The following is a 19416-nucleotide window of genomic DNA, read 5'->3' as shown; positions in this document are numbered from 1 at the left end:
GCACCATGGGGGTTGCCCCTGACGTGACCCTGATTCGCACCCCGAAGCACGCGTTTTGCGGTCGAGAGATGCTTGGATTGTCCCATGCACACCGCCACAATCGTCCGCCCGCGCTTGCGCGTGATCGGTGGGGTGTGCGCGGGGGTCGCCGGTCACATCGGCGTTCCGGTCAGCATTGTGCGCCTTGTCACGGCGATTCTCACCGTGTGCGGCGGTGCGGGCCTGCTGCTCTACGCCTGGTTGTGGGCGACAACACCGGTCAGCGAGGGCAGCGACTCTGTGAAGTCAGTGCTGACGCGCCCCACCACGGCAGAAGAGACGACGGATGCTGTGCCAGAGCGCGCTCCCATCACCGAGATTCTTCTCGGCATTGCTCTCCTGCTCGCGGGCGGGGCCATGATCGCTTCACGGCTCGGCGCAAACATTCCCCTTGCCTTCATCATTCCGGCTGTCGTCGTTCTCGCGGGCGCGGGCCTCGCGTGGCGGCAGTTCGACGAACTGCGGCGAGGACGCGTCGCGGGACGGTCGGCCCTCGTCGTCCGCGCGATGGGCGCCCTCGTGCTGGTCGTTCTGGGTATTCTGCTGTTCTTCGTCACGGGCGATGAACCCAACATCTGGACGGTCTTCTTCGCCGCGTCTGCCGTGCTTCTCGGCGTCGCCGTCGTCGTCGCCCCGTGGGTCATTCGGCTCGCGCGCGACCTCGCCGACGAGCGTGCCGCGCGTGCACGTGACGTCGAGCGCGCGGAGGTGGCTGCGCACCTGCACGACTCCGTGCTGCAGACCCTTGCGCTCATTCAGCAGAAGGCCGATCCCGGTTCTGACGCGTCGCGTCTGGCACGCGCGCAAGAGCGGGAGCTGCGGCAGTGGCTCTTCGCCGAGACCGTCGGAGGGCCGCTCGATCTTTCAGCAGAGCTGCGGCGCGCAGCATCCGCTCTCGAAAACGACTTCTCGGCGCGCATCGAAGTGATTACGACGGGGATCGCGGTGCCCGAAGCACCAGAGGGTCTTCTCGCCGCAGCCCGTGAGGCCATGCTCAATGCCGCCCAGCACGCGGGCGGTACAGTGACCGTGTACTCGGAGTCGTCGCCATCGACCATCGAGATCTCGATCTCGGACAGAGGGCCGGGTTTCGACGTCGACGCGATCCCCGACAATCACTTCGGCGTACGTGAGTCGATCGTCGGGCGCATGAAGCGCATCGGCGGTGACGCGACGATTCGGCGAGGACCGGGCGGAACCGGCACCGAAGTGCTGCTGAGCATGTCGCACGCGCAGCCGACCAAGGAGGAGATGTGACCGACGAAACGACAAGCCTCACGACGCTCATCGTCGACGATCACTCGATCTTCCGATCGGGGCTCCGCGCCGACCTCGCACGCGACATTCAGGTCGTCGGCGAGGCCGCGAGCGTCGATGAGGCGATCACCCTGGTGACGCAGCTGAAGCCTCGAGTCGTCTTGCTTGATGTGCATCTTCCCGGCGGGTCGGGAGGCGGCGGCGCGGAGGTCGTCATGCGCGCCGCTCCTGCATCGCCCGAGACGCTGTTTCTGGCGTTGAGCGTGTCGGATGCTGCCGATGACGTCGTTCGGGTGATCAGAGCCGGCGCCCGAGGCTACATCACGAAGAGCTCGTCCGGTGCCGACGTGTCTGACGCCGCACGTCGCGTCGCAGACGGCGACGCCGTGTTCTCGCCCCGGCTGGCCGGATTCGTTCTCGACGCCTTCGGAGCAATCAGCGGCGAGACGGCGCAGGCCGATCACGAGCTCGACCGCCTCTCGAAGCGCGAGCAAGAGGTCATGCGGCTCATCGCGCGCGGCTACGCCTACAAAGAGGTCGCGGCCGACCTCTATATCTCGATCAAGACCGTCGAAACCCACGTGTCGAGCGTTCTGCGCAAGCTGCAGTTGTCGTCACGACACGAACTCACGGCCTGGGCGCTGGAACGCAAGCTTCTGTAGCGCCAGCGGGCAGAACTCCCCTCCGAAAAGATGACGAAGAAAGATAGGTTTGACACCATGACCGACAAAAACGTGCCAGCGGCCCCGGAGCCTCACGACGATTCGTCCGCGACCGCGAACGATCAGAACGACGCACGGCCCGAGCCGCAGCAGAGTCCGCAGGCACAGCCACAGCAAGCGCCTCCTGCGCCCGAGCACGCCCCGCAGGGTCAGCCCCAGCAGGCCCCGCAGGCTCCGTCCGGGCAGCAGGCCCCGCAATCTCCTCCAGCTCCTCCCGGAGCTCCGGGTGCGCAGGGATACCCGCAGCCCGGCTACGGTCAGCCCTCACCGGGCTACGGACAGCAAGGCTATGGTCAGCCGGCACCCGGATACACGCAGCCTGGCTACGGCCAGCAGCCCTACCCGCAGCAGCCGTATGGTCAGCCCGGACAGCCCGGCGCTTATGACCCGTATGCAAAGAGTCGTCTCGCCGCCGGTCTGCTCGGAATCTTCCTCGGCGGGTGGGGCATCCACCGCTTCTACCTCGGCTACGCGGGAATCGGAATCGCGCAGATCATTGTCACCCTGGTGACGTTCGGAGTCGGCGCTCTGTGGGGCTTCATCGAGGGCATCATGGTTCTGGCGCGCGCTCAGTCGTTCCAGACGGATGCTGAAGGCCGCCCCTTGCGCGATTAGCGCTCTCTCCTGCTTGTGACGCCCCGCCATCGGCTCGCCGGTGACGGGGCGTCAGAAGTTAACGAGTTCCCGATACCCTGTCCGCATGAGCAAAGATGCGTCGGAGACGGAGGGCCGTCCGCCCACCGGGGAGAACCGCACGACGGGGCCGATCGCAGGGTTGACCGACAATGCGCAGATTCCGCGCTCCCGGGTCATCTCCTGGGCGCTCTGGGACTGGGGTTCGGCGTCGTTCAACGCCGTCGTCACGACGTTCGTGTTCAGCACGTACCTTGCCAGCTCGCTCTTTGTCGATCCAGCGATTGTCGACGCTGCTGGCGGCGACGATAACGATCCGGCGCTCACGCTCGCACTCGCCGAGAATGCCACCCAACTCAGCACCGGACTTCTCATCGCCGGCATCCTCGTCGCGCTTCTCGCGCCCGTCATGGGTCAGCGCTCCGACGGTTCGGGCAAGCGCAAGTTCTGGCTCGGCGTCAACACGCTCCTCGTCGTGCTCGCGATGGCCGCCATGTTCTTCGTCGAGGGCTCTCCTGCGTTCCTCGTGCTCGGCGTCGTGCTGATCTCGGCCGGAAACCTCTTCTTCGAGTTCGCGGGCGTCAACTACAACGCCATGCTCGTGCAGGTGTCTAATCGCCGCAACGTGGGCAAGGTCTCGGGAATGGGCTGGGGTCTGGGCTACGTCGGCGGCATCGTGCTGCTTGCCCTGCTGCTTCTTCTCTTCATCCAGAATTTCGGAACCGACGGCGAGGCGGGGGTTCTCGGCGTCACGACGGACAACGGGCTCAATATTCGTCTTGCGATCTTGTTCTCGGCCGTCTGGTTCGCGATTTTCGCCGTTCCTCTCATGGTCAAGGTTCCAGAGATCCCTCGCATCACGCGCCGCAACCGCGTGTCGTTCATTCACTCGTATGCAACGCTTTTCCGCACCATCAGGCGTCTCGCGAAGAACAGCCCGCAAGTGCTGGTCTTTCTTCTCGCGAGCGCCGTCTTCCGAGACGGACTCGCTGGCGTCTTCACGTTCGGCGCCATCATCGCCGCGCAGGTGTTCCACTTCTCAAGCTCCGAGGTGCTCTATTTCGCTGTTGCCGCGAACCTCGTCGCGGGTATGGGCACGTTCGCGGGCGGCTGGCTCGACGATCGCATCGGCCCCAAGAAGATCATCATGTCGTCGCTCGTCGGCCTCGTGATCTTCGGAGCCGCCGTGCTCTTCGTCGGCGACGCACAGCTCGGCTTCTGGATCTGCGGTTTGTTCCTGTGTCTGTTCGTCGGCCCCGTGCAGTCGGCGAGCCGCAGCTTCCTCTCGCGCATCACACCGCCCGGCCGTGAGGGCGAGATCTTCGGCCTCTACGCCACGACGGGGCGTGCCGTGAGCTTTCTCGCACCGGGCCTGTTCACGATGTTCGTCGGTCTCACGGGTGACACTCGCTTCGGCATCCTCGGTATTGTCATCGTGCTTCTCGCGGGGCTCGTGCTAATGCTCCCGGTGAAGGCGAAGCAGGCAACGATTGCCTAGAACGCTGTGCTTTCGCACGGCGAGTGCTACTGTTTGTACGTTCCAGATGAAAGGGGGAAATGCCATGACTGCCATCAGTATGCCTTCAATGCACGTTTTCCCCGAGGTCACCGCCCACATCTGAGTCTCGCGTGTGGCCTCCTGTTCTGGAGTTTCCACCGTGACATTCGACGCTTTTTCTGTACCTTCTTCTGACCTCGTCGAACCGGGCGAAGACCAACGCTGGTCAACCTGGCCCGATACTTCGCCGACCGAACGCGGTCCGCTGCCGCATCCTGACTGGCTCGTCACCGAGGCGGCTGCACTTGACACCGAGCTCGGCGTCGTCAAGACCGGCAAAGAAGCAGAGCTTCACCTCATCGAGCGAGCCGTCCCCGGCAACCCGACACGATCCTGTCTGCTCGCGGCGAAGCGCTATCGCGCCTCAGCCCACCGGGATTTCACGCGCAGCACGTTGTACGTCGAGGGCCGGCGCACGAGGAGTCAGCGCGATGAGCGTGCTCTCGGAAAGAAGTCGTTGTACGGCCGAGAGCTCGCGGCGACGAACTGGGCTTTTGCCGAGTTCGAGGCGCTGCGTCGGCTCACCGAAGCCGGAGCGCCCGTGCCCTATCCCGTGCAGATCCACGATGATGAGATCCTCATGCAGTTCATCGGAGATGGCATCACCGCCGCTCCGCGGCTTGCCCAGTCACGTGCCCGCGCCAACGACCTTGCTCCGTTGTACGACCAAGTCACCGACGCAATGCGGGTCTTCGTGCGGTCTGGCTTCGCCCACGGCGACCTCTCGCCGTACAACATCCTCGTTCATGACGGGCGCATCGTGGTGATCGATGTGCCGCAGATCGTCGACCTCGCGGCAAACCCGAGCGGCCTCGATCTGCTGCACCGAGACTGCGTCAACGTCGCGACGTGGTTCACGCGGCGTGGCCTCGCTGTTGATGCGGAATCGCTGTTCGCCGAGCTGATCGCGGAGGTCTATTGACCACACGACCCGATCCAGCCCTGATGGTCATGCGACGCCGATGCACGATAACGTGAGGAGAGGCGCGAAGTGCAACGAGGGGGTGCGGTCATGCTTGACGCGATCGTCGTAGGCTCGGGGCCGAACGGTCTCGCTGCGGCCGTCACTCTTGCCCGCGCTGGTCTGAGTGTCCGCGTATACGAACGCTCAGAACACCTCGGCGGAGGGTCTCGCACTGCCGAGCTCACCGAGCCCGGCTTTCATCACGACATCTGCTCGGCCGTTCACCCCATGGCCTACGCGTCGGAGTTCTTTCAGCGTTTCGGCCTTACCGAGCGTCTCGAGTTCATCACCCCAGAGGTTTCTTACGCCAATCCGCTCTCCCCGAGCCACGCAGCGCTGGCGTGGCGAGACCTTGAGCGAACAGCAGAAGGTCTCGGGCGCGACGCGGGTTCATGGCGCGCCCTCATGCGCCCGCTGCTGAACAACCTCGATGCCGTGTCAGACGCGGTGTCGCACTCGCTGCTTCGCGTTCCGCGCCAGCCCATTCCGCTCGCGCGCTTCGCGGCCCGCGCACTCGAACAAGGCAGCCCGCTGTGGAATCTTGCGTGGCAAGGCGACGAGGCTCCCGCGCTGCTCACCGGCGTGATCTCGCACTCGATCCGTCCGCTGCCAAGCATTGCCCCGACGGCAGCCGGACTCGTTCTGGCTGTCTACGCGCACGCCGGCGGTTGGCCCATTCCGGTCGGCGGCAGTCAGATGATCACCGACGCGCTGGTGGCCGATGCCGTCTCCCACGGCGTCGAGTTCGTCACCGAGCACCAGGTCGACTCAATGGACAACCTGCCCTCTGCGCGCGCCGTGATCTTCGACACGAGCGTCGCCGGGCTGCGAAAGATCGCCGGCGATCGGATGCCGCGAGGCTACGCACGTGCTCTCGAGCGGTATCGTCCGGGCAACGCAGCGGCGAAGGTGGACTTCGCGCTCTCCGGGCCGATCCCCTGGACGAACCCCGAGCTGGCGCGCACGCCGACGCTTCATGTCTGCGGAACGCGCGCCGACATGGCGCGCGCCGAAAACCAGGTGGCGCGCGGCAACCACGCCGACTCACCCTATGTGTTGCTCTCGCAGCCAAGCCTGTTCGACCCCACGCGCGCGCCCGCGGGAAAGCATGCCGTGTGGACATACACGCACGTTCCCCGCGGCTCGACCATCGACCAAACCGAAGCAGTCACTCGCCAGATCGAACGCTTTGCTCCCGGCTTTCGCGATCTCATCATCTCGTCGTCATCGCACACGGCTGCCGATCTGAACAATTACAACCCCAACTACATCGGCGGTGATATCGCGACCGGCGATGTCTCGCTTCGGCAGCTCATCGCCCGCCCCGTCCTCTCACCAGACCCGTGGCGCACCGCCGCGCGGGGCATCTACCTCTGCTCGGCAGCAACACCGCCCGGTCCCGGAGTCCACGGGCTCGGCGGCTGGCGCGCGGCTCTCTCTGCGCTGCGAAACGAGTTCGGCATTCGCCGCGAGCCGGATCTCTCGCCCTCACGGTGCTGAGTCCGACTCCCCCGATCAGACAGTCGGAGAAGCGCGCCGCCACACCGTCTTCCGCGCTCGAACACGCCGTGCAGCGATCGAGTTCTCTGACTACGTGAACGCCCGAGCAAAATCCGTCGCGCGGATGACGCGCTCGGGACCGTCCGTTGCGTAATGTGAACGACGGTAACGAAAGGGGAACCGTGCAGCCATACGACAGCAGCCCAGCACACGGTGCGACACCGCCGGGAGCAGATGACGGGCACAACGCCGACCCGGCGCAGCCCAGCGCGCCGTCCGCGGTAGCCGCGCTCTCGATTCGCGGACTGGTCAAGACCTTCGGGGCGAAGGCTGCCGTCGCCGGCATCGACCTCGATGTTCCGGCCGGTTCGTTCTACGGTCTTGTCGGCCCGAATGGCGCGGGCAAGACGACGACGCTGTCGATGGCGACGGGTCTTCTGCGGCCAGACGCCGGCTCCATCAGCATCCATGGTGTTGACGTGTGGCAGAATCTCGTCGAGGCCAAGCGGCTCGTCGGTGTGCTCTCTGACGGTGTCGCCCTGTTCGACCGGCTCACGGGCGAGCAACTCGTCACGTATGCGGGGATGCTGTGCGGACTCGACCGCAACAGCGCACTCGAGCGCACGCGCGACCTTCTCACGATGCTCGACCTGCAGGATGCCGGTGGCACGCTCGTCGTCGACTACTCGGCTGGAATGACCAAGAAGATCGTCCTCGCGTGCGCCCTGGTTCACGCGCCGCGTCTGCTCGTTCTCGACGAGCCGTTCGAATCTGTCGACCCGGTCTCTGCCGCGAACATCCGGGACATTCTCGCGGGCTATGTTCGCGGCGGCGGCACCGTCATCGTGTCGAGCCATTCCATGGACCTCGTTCAGCGCATGTGCGACCACGTCGCCATCGTCTCGCAGGGGCGCATCGTCGCCGCGGGAACGGTTGACGAGGTTCGCGCCGGATCGACGCTCGAAGACCGCTTCGTCGACCTTGTCGGCGGGCGTCGTCACGCAGAGGGACCCACATGGTTGCAGTCCTCGTAGGCCTGCGGTTCCGCTCCATGTGGAATGCGCTTCAGCGCAACCCATGGCAGCTGGTGGGGGCGATCCTCGGCGCTCTCTACGGACTCGGCATGCTGGGGCTGCTGTTCGTCGGCTTCGTGCTGCTCAGCCTCGCCCCGCTCGAACTCGCGCGACTCGCGGTCGTCGGCGCCGGTTCGGTTCTTCTGCTGGGTTGGCTCATCGGCCCACTCGTGACGGTTGGCGTCGATCAGACGCTCGATCCCGTCAAGCTCTCGCCGTTCCCGGTTCCGCGCAACACACTCTTCGTCGCCCTCACGGCGAGTGGCGTGCTCGGCATTCCTGGCATCGTGACAGCGGTGGCGGCACTGGGCTCCGCGATCGTGTGGTGGCGGCATCCCCTCGCCATCGTCGCTGCTCTGGTGTGCGCGGCGGTCGCCGTTCTCACGTGCGTCACCGCGTCGCGAGCGTTCATGGCGGTTTCGTCGGGCGTCAGCTCGGGCAGGCGTTTTCGCGAGCTCACGGGTGTGCTCATCTTCATTCCGCTCATACTGCTGGGCCCGATCATCGTCGGCATCACCGAGGGTGCGCGCTCTTTCGCCGATGTGCTGCCGACCATCGCCACGGTTCTCGGCTGGACGCCGTTCGGTGCCGCGTGGGCCGTTCCGGGAGATGTCGCCGCAGGTGAGTGGGGTGCCGCCGCGGCGCGCTTCGCGATCGCCCTGGCCACTCTCGCCGTCTGCGTCATGCTGTGGCGCAGCGGTTTGAACCGGATGCTGTCGAGCCCGCTGCGCTCGACGTCATCTGCGCAGTCGCGGAAAGGTCTCGGCATGCTCGGCATCGTTCCCGACTCGCGCACGGGTGCGGTGATGGCCCGTTCGCTGACGTACTGGATGCGCGATCCGCGCTACGCGCAGCAGCTCATCGTCGTGCCGCTGATCGTCGCGCTCATGGTCTTCTACGGCATGATGGGCGACGGCGGCTCGGTGCAGCCGACCATCGGGCTCATTCTCGCCGCCTATTTTCTCTCGACGAGCCTATACGCGGATGTCTCGTATGACGGCACCGCCTTTGCGCTGCACCTCACGACCGGCGTTCGGGGTATCGCCGATCGAGCGGGGCGGGCGCTTGCCGTGGCGGCATTCGCCGTTCCGCTGATCGTAATACTCACGGTCGCCGTCGTTGCACTCACGGGTGACGTCGCCTCGCTGCCGGCAACACTCGGCGTGACGCTCGGCATCACACTCGCGGGTTTCGCGGCCGCGAGCGTGACATCGGCGCTTCTCGTGTTTCCGGTGCCGAAGGCCGGTGACAACCCGTTCAAGTCGCAGCCCGGAGCGGCACTGCCCTCAATGCTCGCGATGCTCGGAACCTTCGGCGGGGCGACGGTGCTCGCGCTTCCCGTGATCGTCCTGGGCATCGTGACGATCGTGACCGGCAGCACGGTCATCGGGTGGATCACTCTCGCGGTCGGCGCGGTTGTGGGCGCAGCAGAGCTCGCCCTCGGCATCGTCGTCGGCGGCAGGATCTTCGATCGGCGCGGCCCTGAGCTGCTGGCGCGGCTGCGCACCTGACAGCATCCGCCCCTCCCTTAGGATCGGGGCATGGGTTCCCCACCGCAGATCGACGGCTACAGCTACGTCAAGCTGCTCGGCCGCGGCGGGTTCTCTGACGTGTACCTGTACCATCAGCAGCTTCCCAACCGCTTCGTCGCCATCAAGGTGCTGCGCACCGACGCCCTGAGCGAGGCGCTGCGTCGCCAGTTCACCGCCGAGGCGAACCTCATGGCGCGCGTGTCGTCGCACTCGGCGATCGCCACCATCTATGCGGCGGGTGTGGATGCTGCTGAGCAGCCGTACCTCGTCATGGAGTACTGCTCCGGCGGCAGTCTCGGAGCGCGATTTCGCCACGCTCCGCTCGATCTCGCCGACGTGCTGCACATCGGCGTTCGGGTCGCTTCGGCGCTGGAGAGCGCGCACCGTGCCGGCGTCGTGCACCGCGACGTGAAACCGGCGAATGTCTTGATCAACGACTACGGCGCGGCCGTGCTCACCGATTTTGGCATCTCAGCCATCGCCGACGGGTTCCCCGAGGCCACGCGCATCCGCGAGCAGGCGTATGCGACGCAGTCGACGGTCGAGAACGATGCGAGCGCGCTCGGAATGAGCATTCCGTGGGCTGCGCCCGAATCGTTCGACGACGAGCCGCGCATCGACGTGCGCAGCGACGTGTTCTCGCTCGCGGCAACGCTCTTCTCGCTGCTTGAAGGGCGCAGCCCGTTCGAGGTTCCCGGCGCGTCCAACCGTGGCGTCCAACTCATGGCTCGCATTCAGAACGGCGCGATCACTCCGATGCAGCGCCAGGGTCTGCCGCAGGCGGTCGTCGACGCGCTTTTGATCGGCCTCAATCGTTCACCGGAGCACCGGTTTCCCACGGCTCTTGCCTTCGCTCAGCGGCTTCAGCAGCTCGAGCGCGAGCTCGGTCTTGCCCCAACGCGCATCGAAGTCCCTTCGTCGCCCAACGAGGTGCCCGCTGCCGACACCGTGTTGCGTCAGGGCCCCACCTCGGACACCTCGCTGCCCGCTCCCGCTGCGACACGTCCGGCCGCGGTCACGGAGCTGACGCCGTCGGGCGCCGTCCCTCACTCGACGGCGCGGGTGCCGCGACGGCAGCGTGGCTGGGTCGTCGGCGGCGTCGTCGCTGCAGCCGCCGTCGTCGCCCTCGTTCTCGGCGTGGGCATTCCCCTCGCCCTCAACAGCTTTCATCCACCGGCACCGACAGCAACGACCACCGCCCCGAGCGACCTGGTCATCGACGAACTCCGCGTCGTGACAGATGACGACGCGTGGACGGTCGCTGTTCCCGAAGACCTCGCTCCGCCCACCGCACTCGAAGGGAAGGTGCTTGTCGACGGCGAGAGCTCCACGACGATCACTGATTCGAGCCGTGTCTCGTTCGGCTACGACACGGCCCCGTGGAACTACGGCGGGGAATCACACCTCTCGCCACCGGATTCCGGTTCGTTCGACACGGCTGTCGCCTCCGGCCGCGCCCTCTCGCAGTTTCTCGGCGTCGACCTCGAGGGATTGCCCGTCGGCACCGTCGTGATCGCCGCCGCGCCGCAGGGATATTTCGCGCAGCATTCCCCTCTCGACGCTGAGATGACCACGCAGATCGTCGTCGTGCGCGTCAACGCGCTCACCTGATCGCTCCCGCTCTGCCCGCGGCAGATCTGCCCAGAGCAGCATCCCGTGCGCTCATGGCATCGGGCCGCGCATGCTCGAGTCATGACACACGACGACTCATCTCCACCGCTGTTCACCGAGCGCATGCGCGAGCAGCTGCTGCACCGGCGAGTGCTCGTTCTCGACGGGGTTCTCGATGACGACAATGGAACGCTGCTCGCGAGCCAGCTGCTGCTTCTCGCCGCAGAGGACGCCACGACCGACATCGCCCTGTGGATCCACTCCCCTGGCGGCAGCGTCCCGTCGATGCTCGCGATTCGCGACATCATGCGGTTGGTCCCCTGCGACGTCTCGACGCTCGCGATCGGCCTCGCGTGCAGCGCCGGGCAGTTCCTGCTGTCATCGGGCACGAAGGGCAAGCGCAGCGCTCTGCCCCACGCGCGCATCCTCATGCACCAGGGCTCCGCAGGCATTGGCGGCACGGCCGTCGAGGTCGAGGTGCAGGCTGACGACCTGCGTTACACGCGCGACACGGTCCTCGGGCTCATCGCCTCCGACACCGAGCAGCCGCTCGAGCGGGTATTTGACGATTCACTCCACGACCGCTGGTACACCGCCGAGCAGGCGAAGGAATACGGGTTCATCGACCGCATCGTGTCGAGCTTCGACCAGGTGATGCCCGACCGCAGAAATCCGATCGGACTGGGGGTCTGACATGACCTCGTACACCATCCCGAACGTCGTCGCGCAGCATCCACGCGGCGAGCGCATCATGGATGTCTACTCCAACCTGCTCACGGAGCGCATCGTCTACCTGGGCACGCCCGTCGACGCGGGAGTCGCCAACGCGATCATCGCGCAGCTGCTGCACCTCGAGTCCGAGAGTTCGGGCGAGCCGATCAACCTCTACATCAACTGCGAGGGCGGAGACCTTGCGTCGATGCTCGCCGTCTACGACACCATGCAGTACGTGCAGTCACCCATCGCGACGACCTGCGTCGGGCAGGCCCTCGCCGCTGGCGCTGTGCTTCTCGCCGCGGGAGCCCCTGGCCGGCGAGCGGTGCTCCCGCACGCCAGGGTCGTGCTGCATCAGCCCGCGGCCGAGGGACGCGGGGCGATCCCCGACCTCATTCTTCAGGCCGACGAGGTGGTGCGAATCCGCGCCGAGATCGAAGAGATCCTCAGCGCGCACAGCGGGCAGAGCGTGCAGACTCTGCGCCGCGACACCGACCGCGATCGGGTGTTCACGGCGGCGCAAGCGCTCGAGTACGGACTCGTCGACCAGGTGCTCACGACGAGAGAAGTGACGGATGCTGTCGCCTGACGCCTCGCTCAGGCCGCGAGCAGCAGGGCGTTGCCGCCACTGCGCGGCGCGCCCTGGCGCTGCAGCTCGGTCGCCACCTCGCCCGTAAGCTCGACGAGCGTTGTGCCGAGGGCACCGGCGATCGCGGCGATCATCTCGCTCGAGGGCTCTTTGCGTCCCCGCTCCACCTCTGAGAGGTACTGCGGCGAGACACCAGCGGTCTTCGCCGTATCGGTGAGCTTCTCGCCGCGTCGGCTCCGGTGCTCGCGAAACCGTTCGCCGAGTGCTTCGCGCCACAGTCGCTCGGGCTTTCGCATCTCTGCGTGCAGTCGGTCACGACCACGGTGATTCGGTTCTCGCTGCTCAGGTTCCCACGCAACGGGGCGCCGTCGCCGTCGCGCCTCGTGCATCTTTACGATCTCAGCCATGCTTCACCCTAAGTCGGGCGTCGCGTCGCTGTCGCGCGATTCTGCTCAGAGCGGATTGCTACTCGCCGAGCCGTCCGACATCGGTCACGCTTACGTCCGTGCGGTGAAAGTTTGCGAACGAGCGGGATGCTGTCGGGCCACGCTGCCCCTGGTACCGCGAGCCGTATGCCGCCGATCCGTAGGGCTGCTCTGTCGGAGACGTGAGCCTGAAGAAGCACAGCTGCCCGATCTTCATGCCAGGCCACAGCTTGATCGGCAGCGTCGCGACGTTGCTGAGCTCGAGTGTGACGTGCCCCGAGAACCCGGGGTCGATGAACCCCGCTGTGGAGTGCGTGAGCAGGCCGAGGCGGCCGAGCGAGCTTTTGCCCTCGAGTCGTGCCGCCACGTCGTCGGGCAGCGTGACCTGCTCGAACGTGGAGCCCAGCACGAACTCGCCCGGGTGCAGAATGAACGACTCGTCCGGCTCGACCTCGATGAGTCGTGTCAGCTCCGGCTGATCCTGTGACGGGTCGATGTACGGGTACTTGTGGTTGTCGAACAGGCGAAAGAACCGATCGAGGCGCACGTCGACGCTCGACGGCTGAACCATGTCGATGTCGTACGGATCGAGCCCAATGCGGGACTCCGCCAACTCTGCTTTGATGTCGCGGTCTGAGAGAAGCACGATGTCAGTGTAGCCGTCAGATGTTGCTAAGATGACGTGGTGCCTTTGGGCGCAATGGGGATGTAGTTCAATGGTAGAACTTCAGCTTCCCAAGCTGACAGCGCGGGTTCGATTCCCGTCATCCCCTCCATCGCGAGATTCCTGTGTTTGGCTGGATTCAGGTTGCGACGGATCGGCCGGCTCCCATCTGAGCAGATCTCCTGGCTGACAATGCAATGCTTCACAAAGTGCGTCGAGTGTCGAGAATCGGATCGCCTTCGCACGGCCGTTCTTGAGTACGGAGAGATTGGCCGGCGTGATGCCGATTCGCTCCGCTAGCGTGCCGACGGCCATCTTGCGTCGAGCCAGCATCACGTCAATGTCAACGATGATCGGCATCAGATCACCTCGCCCAGCTCGGAGCGGAGGCGACGGGCTTCGTTCTCCCGTTCCACAGCCTGAGCCAGCAGTCTCCGCATAACGACGACGAGAAGTGCCATGCCGCCCAGCACGAGGGCCGCACCACAGATGAGACCCACGATTCCCGGCGCAGTCCCACCGGGCGCGAGCACGACGCCCAGAGCTAGAGCAAGAGCCGCAGCTCCGGCGACGGCGCCCGTTATGACGTCAACGTAGCGAAACGACTTCGGCGAAAACACCGACCCCTGACGGACGAGAGTGAGCAGCTTCCATACGCAAATTGCAAACACTTGCATCGTTGCAACGCCGAGCACCGCGATGACGACCAGTGCAATCCGGCCCCAAAGAATCTCCCCTTCGAGGTCCGCCCAGAACAGCGGCACAATGACAGCCTGAACGTAAAGCGAACCCGCGAGCGATAGTGCGATCACAATTCGCAATACCGCGATGGTTGCTCGTCCCATTGCCCTTTCCTCTCCATAAACGATATTAATATATCGAATCTCAATAGGTAGGGCCAGTATCGTCCGCAGTGCTACCGATGAACGGGAACGAGCGTGACATCTTGAAGCTCTCCCTCGTCAGCGATCGCTGTCATGAACGTGCAGACCGGCTGGCGCCGCCGGTCGGTCGGTGAACCCGGATTCAGCAGGCGCATCCCGCGAGGGGTTACCGAGTCCCATGGAATGTGGCTATGCCCGAAAACGAGAACATCGACGTCGTCGAACTGGCCGTCCATGCGCTTCTCGCGGCCCTTCGCTGCTCCCGTCTCATGAATGACGGCAAAGCGGATGCCGCCAATCTCTGCCCTGGCGATCTCGCACAGCCGTGCGCGCAGCTCCGGCCCGTCATTGTTCCCATACACGGCGATCAAGCTTTTCGACCGCGCTTCGAACTCGTCTAGCGTCGCCTCGTCCACCCAGTCTCCTGCGTGAATGACGACGTCGGCAGCCTCGATCGCGTCCCACACCGCTGGCGCGAGCGCCTTCGCGCGCTTGGGTAGATGCGTGTCTGCGACGAGTACCAATGAGGTGGCCATACGTCTATTCAACACATCCATTCAGAACGCGCCGAACGCCGCCCGTGACTTGCAGCGCTGAACGGCCCACGCCCGCAGCCGCTACTGTCCGAGAGCGTCGAGCTCCGGCTGCCCCGTCAAAATGCAGAATTCGTTGCCCTCCGGATCCGCCAAGACGACCCAGCCCGTCCCGTCTTCCCGAATAAAGTCGGCGACATGCGTCGCACCAAGCGAGAGAACGCGCTCCACCTCTTCTGCACGTGTGACGTCGGTGGGCCGAAGATCGAAGTGCAGGCGGTTCTTCACAGACTTGCCCTCGGGAACATCGATGAAGAGCAGCCTGCTCGCACCGTCGGGTGAGATGATGAGGCACTCCTCGTGATCGGGGAGATTCGGGTCGTCAGCATCCTCGGCATAACCAAGCACATCGCCCCACCAGCGGGACTGAGCGTAAGCATTGCGTGAATCGATGGACGTGTGTGAAAGTCGCAGCGTCATACTTCGAGAATCTCTCACAGCGCCGTGAATTTGTCGATGCACACGCGCAGACAGGCTCGTGGCGACAACCAGACTCAACTGCTCGGGCGCTCCCACGATGCGATCGGGCCAGGCACGACCGTGAAAAGTGGATGCGGTTCGGGCATCGCTTCATCACACCACCGCTCCCACAACTCGGGCGTTCTGCGCTGCAGCTTCGCGAGCAGATGCGACCACTCGTATGCGAGCTGGCCGTCGCTCACCAGCATCCGCTCGCCCATTTTCGCCTCACGGATCTTCGAACGATCGAATCGATATCCTCGAGCATCCGCCTCGTCGACGAGGCCACTGAGAAACGTTCCGATCGCGCGAAGCGGCTCGGCCGTCTCGCGAAAGCGGGCGAGCTGCGGGTGGTTCGAGTAGCCACGACCAGGCTCGGCAATAACTGATTGCGCGAGCAATCCCTCGCGCCACGCTGCGGTGAGCGCTTGCCTGTCGAAGTAACGAGGGTGAACCGACCACAGTCTCATGCGCGCTCCACGGGGCGCTCGGCCTCGATCAGGTGCCGCGTCGAATGAGCCACAAACGGATCGCCAGCGCGCAACTTGCGGTCAAGCTCGAGGAGCTTTCCGCGATACCGCTCGACCGAGAAGTCCGGCACCCACCACACGCACTTGCGCAGAATCCAGACGATCGCGCCGATGTCGTAGAACTCCATGCGGCAACGGGCCGTCTGCAGGTCGAGAATCCTGAGTCCCGCCGCCTTTGCATCGGCTATCTCGCGCTCGGGATCTCGCCCCGCGCGCTGCTCAGGGCGGGGTCCGAGCAAATACTCGATGAGTTCAAACGCCGACGCAGGTCCTACGTGCTGCGCGAAGTACCGGCCGCCCGGCTCGAGGACCCGATGGATCTCTGCCCAGTTTGGCGCAACGGGGTGCCGTGAGGTGACGAGCGCAAACGATGCGTCGGCGAACGGCAGGGGCGCGCCATCCACGGTCTCGACAACATCGACTCCCCGCGGTCCGAGCCGCTCGCGAGCTCGCCGAGCATTGGGCGGCCACGCCTCCGTCACCGCTGTTCGCGAGGGGAGCACTGGTGCCTCATCCAGCACCTCACCGCCGCCCGTATCGAGGTCGAGCGCGGAGGCTGCTCCAGCGAGCTTCTCGCTCAAGAGCCGAGCGAATCCCCACCCAGGACGCTCTTCGATCGCACGGTCGCGCAGCCACTCGAAGCCCCAGCCCGAGACATCAGCGGTGGATGCTTCGCCGACAAGCTGGTCAAACGGCCTCATGATCTGCTTTCCATCGTTCGTGCGCTGGCAAAGCCCAGCTGTCCAGAATAACGTCGCTCGAGAATTCGGGCTGAGGCCGCCGCGCCGAGCAGTCGCCACAGGATAGCTCTCGATCGACGGTTTTCCACCCCCTGGTTGCAAAGAAACGCCGCGCGTAGCGTGTCGAATCATCGCTTCCGCGTGAAGCAGGTCACTTTGTTCCACGCGGAGCGCATATGACACGGGCCGGGGATACCGGGTCTGCTTCAGGGGAAGGAACACTATGTCGAACACCTATCCACCTGCTTCCGGCTCTGCGAACGAAAGCGGTGCGGACCGGGCCAAAGAGCAGGCAGCGAGCTTCGCGACCAAGCTGCCCACCAGCAGAAGCGGGTCGCCAGCGGACTCCGCTCCGTAAGCGACGAGCTGCAGAGCATGGCCAGGGGATCAGAGCGTAACGGGGTTGCAACAGAACTCGTCAAGCAGGCCGCCTCGAAGTCAAGCGACGTCGCTTCCTGGCTCGACCAACGTGACCCTGGATCTCTCCTCGACGAGGTCAAGGGATTCGCACGCCGCAAGCCGGGCGTGTTCATCGGGGCCGCGGCGGTCGCGGGCATCCTCGCCGGTCGGCTCACTCGCTCGATGACGGGAGACGAGTCGGGCGCAACTCACTCTCGCGAACGCGCACATTCCGCACCGTCGAACACGAGCGGCCAGAACGCGCACTCGCGAGTCGATGACTCCGGCCGCAGTGTCCCACCGCCGCCCGTCGACGAAGCGCCCAATCCTGCGCGGACGAGCTCGACTGCATCCCAAGCAGAGTCTCCTTACACAGCCCCTGATTCGGGCTTCGTGCCGCCAGAGGCACCCCGACGGAACGGGGGACTTTCATGACAGACCCACGCGAAACGCCGTCTGAGGAGCACGCAGAGCGTTCCTCACTCGGCGATCTGCTCGGCGAGGTGAGCCGCGACGTTTCTGAACTGATGCGGCAAGAGGTTGAACTCGCCAAGGCAGAGATCAAGCAATCAGCGACACGAGCGGGCAAGGGCGCAGGGCTGTACGGCGGCGCAGGCTACGCCGGCATGATGGCCATCTTCTTCCTCTCCATCGCTGCATGGTGGGGGCTGGGCTACCTGATCGGCAACGGCTGGTCCGGCCTGGTGATCGCCGTGGTCTGGGCCATCATCGCACTCGTCCTCTGTCTCATGGGAAAGAAGTTCGAGTCGGTCAAGGGTGCGCCGCAGACGGTCGACACCGTCAAAGAGATACCAGACGCATTGAAGCGAAATGAGGAGAACCGATGACTACCGATGACCCGAATGCAATCCGATCGAACATCGAGGCTACACGTGGCGAGCTGGGGCGAGACGTGGACGCTCTTGCAGACAAAGTTTCGCCGTCGAAGGCCGTGCACCGGCAGACTGACAAGATGAAGGGCGCGGTACGGCGCATGAGCGACAAGGTGATGGGCACCGCCTCAGACGTCGGCGATTCAGTGTCGGAGACCGCTTCTGACATCACGGACGACGTGTCAGAGCTCCCGCACCGCGCCGCGAAGAAGGCTGAGGGCAACCCGCTGGCTGTCGGCCTCATCGCCTTCGGAGTCGGCTGGCTCGCCTCCTCACTGATTCCCGCGAGCTCTCAAGAGAAAGAGATGGGCTCGGCAATCAAGGAATCCGCGCAGCCTTTGGTGAAAGAGGCCAAGGATGCTGCCAAGAATGTGGCCGAAGACCTCAAAGAGCCGGCGTCCGAAGCCGTCGACAACGTGAAGCAGTCGGCCGAAGAGGCCGCGCAGGAGGTGAAGTCCGAAGCGTCGTCTGCAGCGTCAGACGTGAAAGACGACGCTACGGAGGCGAAGCACGCCGTGCAAGACCCTTCGCAGTCACAGGGATAGCAGGTCCATCGGGGGCCGTCCGCCGCATGCGGCGGACGGCCCCCGCGCTGTCTTGCTGGGAACCCGACTCGATCTGGTGCACACTGGAGTGACGGATTCCGAGGAGGCCCCCGTGCAGAAGACGTCGCTCACTGCCCTCGCACGACACGAACTCGAACACGCACAGAACAGCTCGAGTGGCCGCAGCGCCAAGACCGTCTTCGGCGGACGCGAGCACGCGCTACGGCAGACACTTATCGCCCTGCGCGAAGGAGTCACGATGGGCGACCACGAGAGCCCGGGCGATGCCACCGTGCACGTGCTCAGCGGGCGGATCGAGCTGACGACCGCAGACGCGTCGTGGAGCGGCTGGAACGGCGACTTGATCATCGTTCCCGATGCTATTCACAACGTGCGGGCGCTCGAAGACTCGGTGCTTCTACTCACTGTCGTGAAGAAGGCGTAGTACCGCTCGGTCACGCTCGCGAGCGCGACCCTAGCAGAGCACAGAGGTTGCCGACAAGGGTTCATCGTCCCCTTTGGCACCCTGCGCGTTCGGTGGCAGATTTGCTCTTACCACCCCCGATCGGGGGCCAGGCCGTGGAGAGGAGCCATCATGAGCGTCACCTTCGGCGAACCGAACGTCCGTTCCCGTCGCAGCCCATTCAGCGAAGTGCGAGAAGCGACGCGTCAGCGCGTACTTCTTGGAATCGCGACAGGCGTCGGCGCCACCTGCATACCGCTCGTCGTCGGCGGCGCAGTTGCCGCTGCCTACTACCTCTGATCGCGCTGCACGATCTCGCACCAGGAAAGGACTTCTCAATGACCATCACGAATCCCACCACATCCGCTCCGCTCACCGAGAGCACATTTCATCTCTCATGGCGCGAAGCCGACGCAGGACTCTGGGTCGCCAGCGTGAACGGCACCTTCGCCGGTTCGGTCGACCGCGTCAACGGGCAGTTTCAGGCTCACGACCCGTTGGGACGCTACCGCGGCGAGTTCTCGACTCTCGACGCGGCACAGCACCTTCTCACGGCGTTTGCCGCACACCCGAGTATGTCCCGTCACTTCGGCGGCTGAACGGCCGGGCGTACGACACACACTTTCTGA

Annotated in this window: 24 protein-coding genes and 1 tRNA gene; 17 read left to right on the top strand and 8 right to left on the bottom strand. The window is 65.0% G+C overall.

Annotated features, from left to right (window positions below; translation table 11 throughout):
* Nucleotides 1–84 precede the first annotated feature (84 nt).
* The 11 genes from ATJ78_RS05885 to ATJ78_RS05835 all read left to right on the top strand — a co-directional run bounded on the left by ATJ78_RS05885 (nucleotide 85) and on the right by ATJ78_RS05835 (nucleotide 12192).
* Complete coding sequence (locus ATJ78_RS05885; protein WP_098406747.1) at nucleotides 85–1296, top strand: ATP-binding protein; 1212 nt, start codon at nucleotides 85–87, stop codon at nucleotides 1294–1296.
* Nucleotides 1293–1958, top strand: coding sequence for a LuxR C-terminal-related transcriptional regulator (locus tag ATJ78_RS05880; RefSeq protein WP_098406746.1), 666 nt, complete (start codon nucleotides 1293–1295; stop codon nucleotides 1956–1958). The genes ATJ78_RS05885 and ATJ78_RS05880 overlap by 4 nt, the downstream gene beginning before the upstream one ends.
* Before the next feature lie 57 nt (nucleotides 1959–2015).
* Nucleotides 2016–2633 carry a TM2 domain-containing protein gene (locus tag ATJ78_RS05875; protein ID WP_169923398.1) on the top strand — a complete coding sequence of 206 codons (618 nt, stop codon included), beginning with the start codon at nucleotides 2016–2018 and terminating at the stop codon, nucleotides 2631–2633.
* A gap of 85 nt (nucleotides 2634–2718) precedes the next feature.
* On the top strand, nucleotides 2719–4149 hold the full coding sequence (locus tag ATJ78_RS05870; RefSeq protein ID WP_098406744.1) for an MFS transporter: 1431 nt from the start codon (nucleotides 2719–2721) through the stop codon (nucleotides 4147–4149).
* Between the two features lie 160 nt (nucleotides 4150–4309).
* On the top strand, nucleotides 4310–5131 hold the full coding sequence (locus ATJ78_RS05865; RefSeq protein ID WP_169923397.1) for a serine protein kinase RIO: 822 nt from the start codon (nucleotides 4310–4312) through the stop codon (nucleotides 5129–5131).
* 90 nt (nucleotides 5132–5221) lie between these two features.
* A complete protein-coding gene (locus ATJ78_RS05860) occupies nucleotides 5222–6673 on the top strand; it encodes a phytoene desaturase family protein (RefSeq protein WP_098406742.1) in 1452 nt (483 codons plus the stop codon).
* 182 nt (nucleotides 6674–6855) lie between these two features.
* Nucleotides 6856–7707, top strand: coding sequence for an ABC transporter ATP-binding protein (locus tag ATJ78_RS05855; RefSeq protein ID WP_098406741.1), 852 nt, complete (start codon nucleotides 6856–6858; stop codon nucleotides 7705–7707).
* Nucleotides 7689–9257: a transporter gene (locus tag ATJ78_RS05850; RefSeq protein WP_211288434.1), complete on the top strand. Its 1569-nt coding sequence runs from the start codon at nucleotides 7689–7691 to the stop codon at nucleotides 9255–9257. Before ATJ78_RS05855 ends, ATJ78_RS05850 begins: the two co-directional genes overlap by 19 nt.
* A gap of 30 nt (nucleotides 9258–9287) precedes the next feature.
* Nucleotides 9288–10889 carry a serine/threonine-protein kinase gene (locus ATJ78_RS05845; RefSeq protein ID WP_098406739.1) on the top strand — a complete coding sequence of 534 codons (1602 nt, stop codon included), beginning with the start codon at nucleotides 9288–9290 and terminating at the stop codon, nucleotides 10887–10889.
* A gap of 81 nt (nucleotides 10890–10970) precedes the next feature.
* Nucleotides 10971–11582, top strand: coding sequence for a ClpP family protease (locus ATJ78_RS05840; protein WP_098406738.1), 612 nt, complete (start codon nucleotides 10971–10973; stop codon nucleotides 11580–11582).
* A gap of 1 nt (nucleotide 11583) precedes the next feature.
* Complete coding sequence (locus ATJ78_RS05835) at nucleotides 11584–12192, top strand: ClpP family protease (RefSeq protein ID WP_098406737.1); 609 nt, start codon at nucleotides 11584–11586, stop codon at nucleotides 12190–12192.
* Between the two features lie 8 nt (nucleotides 12193–12200).
* Here ATJ78_RS05835 and ATJ78_RS05830 read toward each other — a convergent pair whose 3' ends face one another.
* Both ATJ78_RS05830 and dcd read right to left on the bottom strand, forming a co-directional pair.
* Complete coding sequence (locus tag ATJ78_RS05830; RefSeq protein ID WP_434061487.1) at nucleotides 12201–12599, bottom strand: helix-turn-helix domain-containing protein; 399 nt, start codon at nucleotides 12597–12599, stop codon at nucleotides 12201–12203.
* A gap of 58 nt (nucleotides 12600–12657) precedes the next feature.
* Entirely contained in the window at nucleotides 12658–13263 is a 606-nt protein-coding gene (dcd, locus tag ATJ78_RS05825) for a dCTP deaminase (protein WP_098406736.1), read from the bottom strand.
* A gap of 56 nt (nucleotides 13264–13319) precedes the next feature.
* Between dcd and ATJ78_RS05820 the strand changes: the two genes are divergently transcribed.
* Nucleotides 13320–13393 (top strand) — tRNA-Gly (locus ATJ78_RS05820).
* Here ATJ78_RS05820 and ATJ78_RS05815 read toward each other — a convergent pair.
* The 6 genes from ATJ78_RS05815 to ATJ78_RS05790 form a co-directional block, all read right to left on the bottom strand.
* Entirely contained in the window at nucleotides 13345–13596 is a 252-nt protein-coding gene (locus ATJ78_RS05815) for a helix-turn-helix domain-containing protein (protein WP_434061508.1), read from the bottom strand. The two genes, ATJ78_RS05820 and ATJ78_RS05815, sit on opposite strands and share 49 nt — an antisense overlap.
* 44 nt (nucleotides 13597–13640) lie before the next feature.
* Complete coding sequence (locus ATJ78_RS05810) at nucleotides 13641–14126, bottom strand: DUF2975 domain-containing protein (RefSeq protein WP_098406735.1); 486 nt, start codon at nucleotides 14124–14126, stop codon at nucleotides 13641–13643.
* A gap of 71 nt (nucleotides 14127–14197) precedes the next feature.
* A complete protein-coding gene (locus ATJ78_RS05805) occupies nucleotides 14198–14701 on the bottom strand; it encodes a metallophosphoesterase family protein (RefSeq protein ID WP_098406734.1) in 504 nt (167 codons plus the stop codon).
* Nucleotides 14702–14782: 81 nt separating this feature from the next.
* Complete coding sequence (locus ATJ78_RS05800) at nucleotides 14783–15178, bottom strand: VOC family protein (protein WP_098406733.1); 396 nt, start codon at nucleotides 15176–15178, stop codon at nucleotides 14783–14785.
* A gap of 74 nt (nucleotides 15179–15252) precedes the next feature.
* The gene (locus tag ATJ78_RS05795; RefSeq protein ID WP_098406732.1) at nucleotides 15253–15687 is read right to left on the bottom strand and encodes a pyrimidine dimer DNA glycosylase/endonuclease V; all 435 of its coding nucleotides are present in this window, start codon (nucleotides 15685–15687) and stop codon (nucleotides 15253–15255) included.
* On the bottom strand, nucleotides 15684–16448 hold the full coding sequence (locus ATJ78_RS05790) for a class I SAM-dependent methyltransferase (protein WP_098406731.1): 765 nt from the start codon (nucleotides 16446–16448) through the stop codon (nucleotides 15684–15686). Before ATJ78_RS05790 ends, ATJ78_RS05795 begins: the two co-directional genes overlap by 4 nt.
* An 869-nt stretch (nucleotides 16449–17317) precedes the next feature.
* Here ATJ78_RS05790 and ATJ78_RS05780 point away from each other — a divergent pair.
* From ATJ78_RS05780 to ATJ78_RS05765, 5 genes are all read left to right on the top strand, one after another.
* On the top strand, nucleotides 17318–17734 hold the full coding sequence (locus ATJ78_RS05780; RefSeq protein WP_098406729.1) for a phage holin family protein: 417 nt from the start codon (nucleotides 17318–17320) through the stop codon (nucleotides 17732–17734).
* On the top strand, nucleotides 17731–18324 hold the full coding sequence (locus ATJ78_RS05775; RefSeq protein ID WP_098406728.1) for a DUF3618 domain-containing protein: 594 nt from the start codon (nucleotides 17731–17733) through the stop codon (nucleotides 18322–18324). The genes ATJ78_RS05780 and ATJ78_RS05775 overlap by 4 nt, the downstream gene beginning before the upstream one ends.
* A 112-nt stretch (nucleotides 18325–18436) precedes the next feature.
* Nucleotides 18437–18769, top strand: a complete 333-nt coding sequence (locus ATJ78_RS05770) for a cupin domain-containing protein (RefSeq protein ID WP_098409231.1) — start codon at nucleotides 18437–18439, stop codon at nucleotides 18767–18769.
* Between the two features lie 150 nt (nucleotides 18770–18919).
* Nucleotides 18920–19087 (top strand): hypothetical protein, encoded by a 168-nt coding sequence (locus tag ATJ78_RS15865; protein WP_156088587.1) that lies wholly within the window; start codon nucleotides 18920–18922, stop codon nucleotides 19085–19087.
* Nucleotides 19088–19125: 38 nt separating this feature from the next.
* Entirely contained in the window at nucleotides 19126–19386 is a 261-nt protein-coding gene (locus ATJ78_RS05765; protein WP_098406727.1) for a hypothetical protein, read from the top strand.
* Nucleotides 19387–19416: the final 30 nt, after the last annotated feature.

It is taken from the genome of Paramicrobacterium agarici (assembly GCF_002563955.1).
Taxonomy (GTDB): Bacteria; Actinomycetota; Actinomycetes; order Actinomycetales; family Microbacteriaceae; genus Paramicrobacterium; species Paramicrobacterium agarici.
The sequence above is the reverse complement of the archived record's forward strand: the minus strand, read 5'-3'. Positions and strand labels throughout refer to the sequence as shown.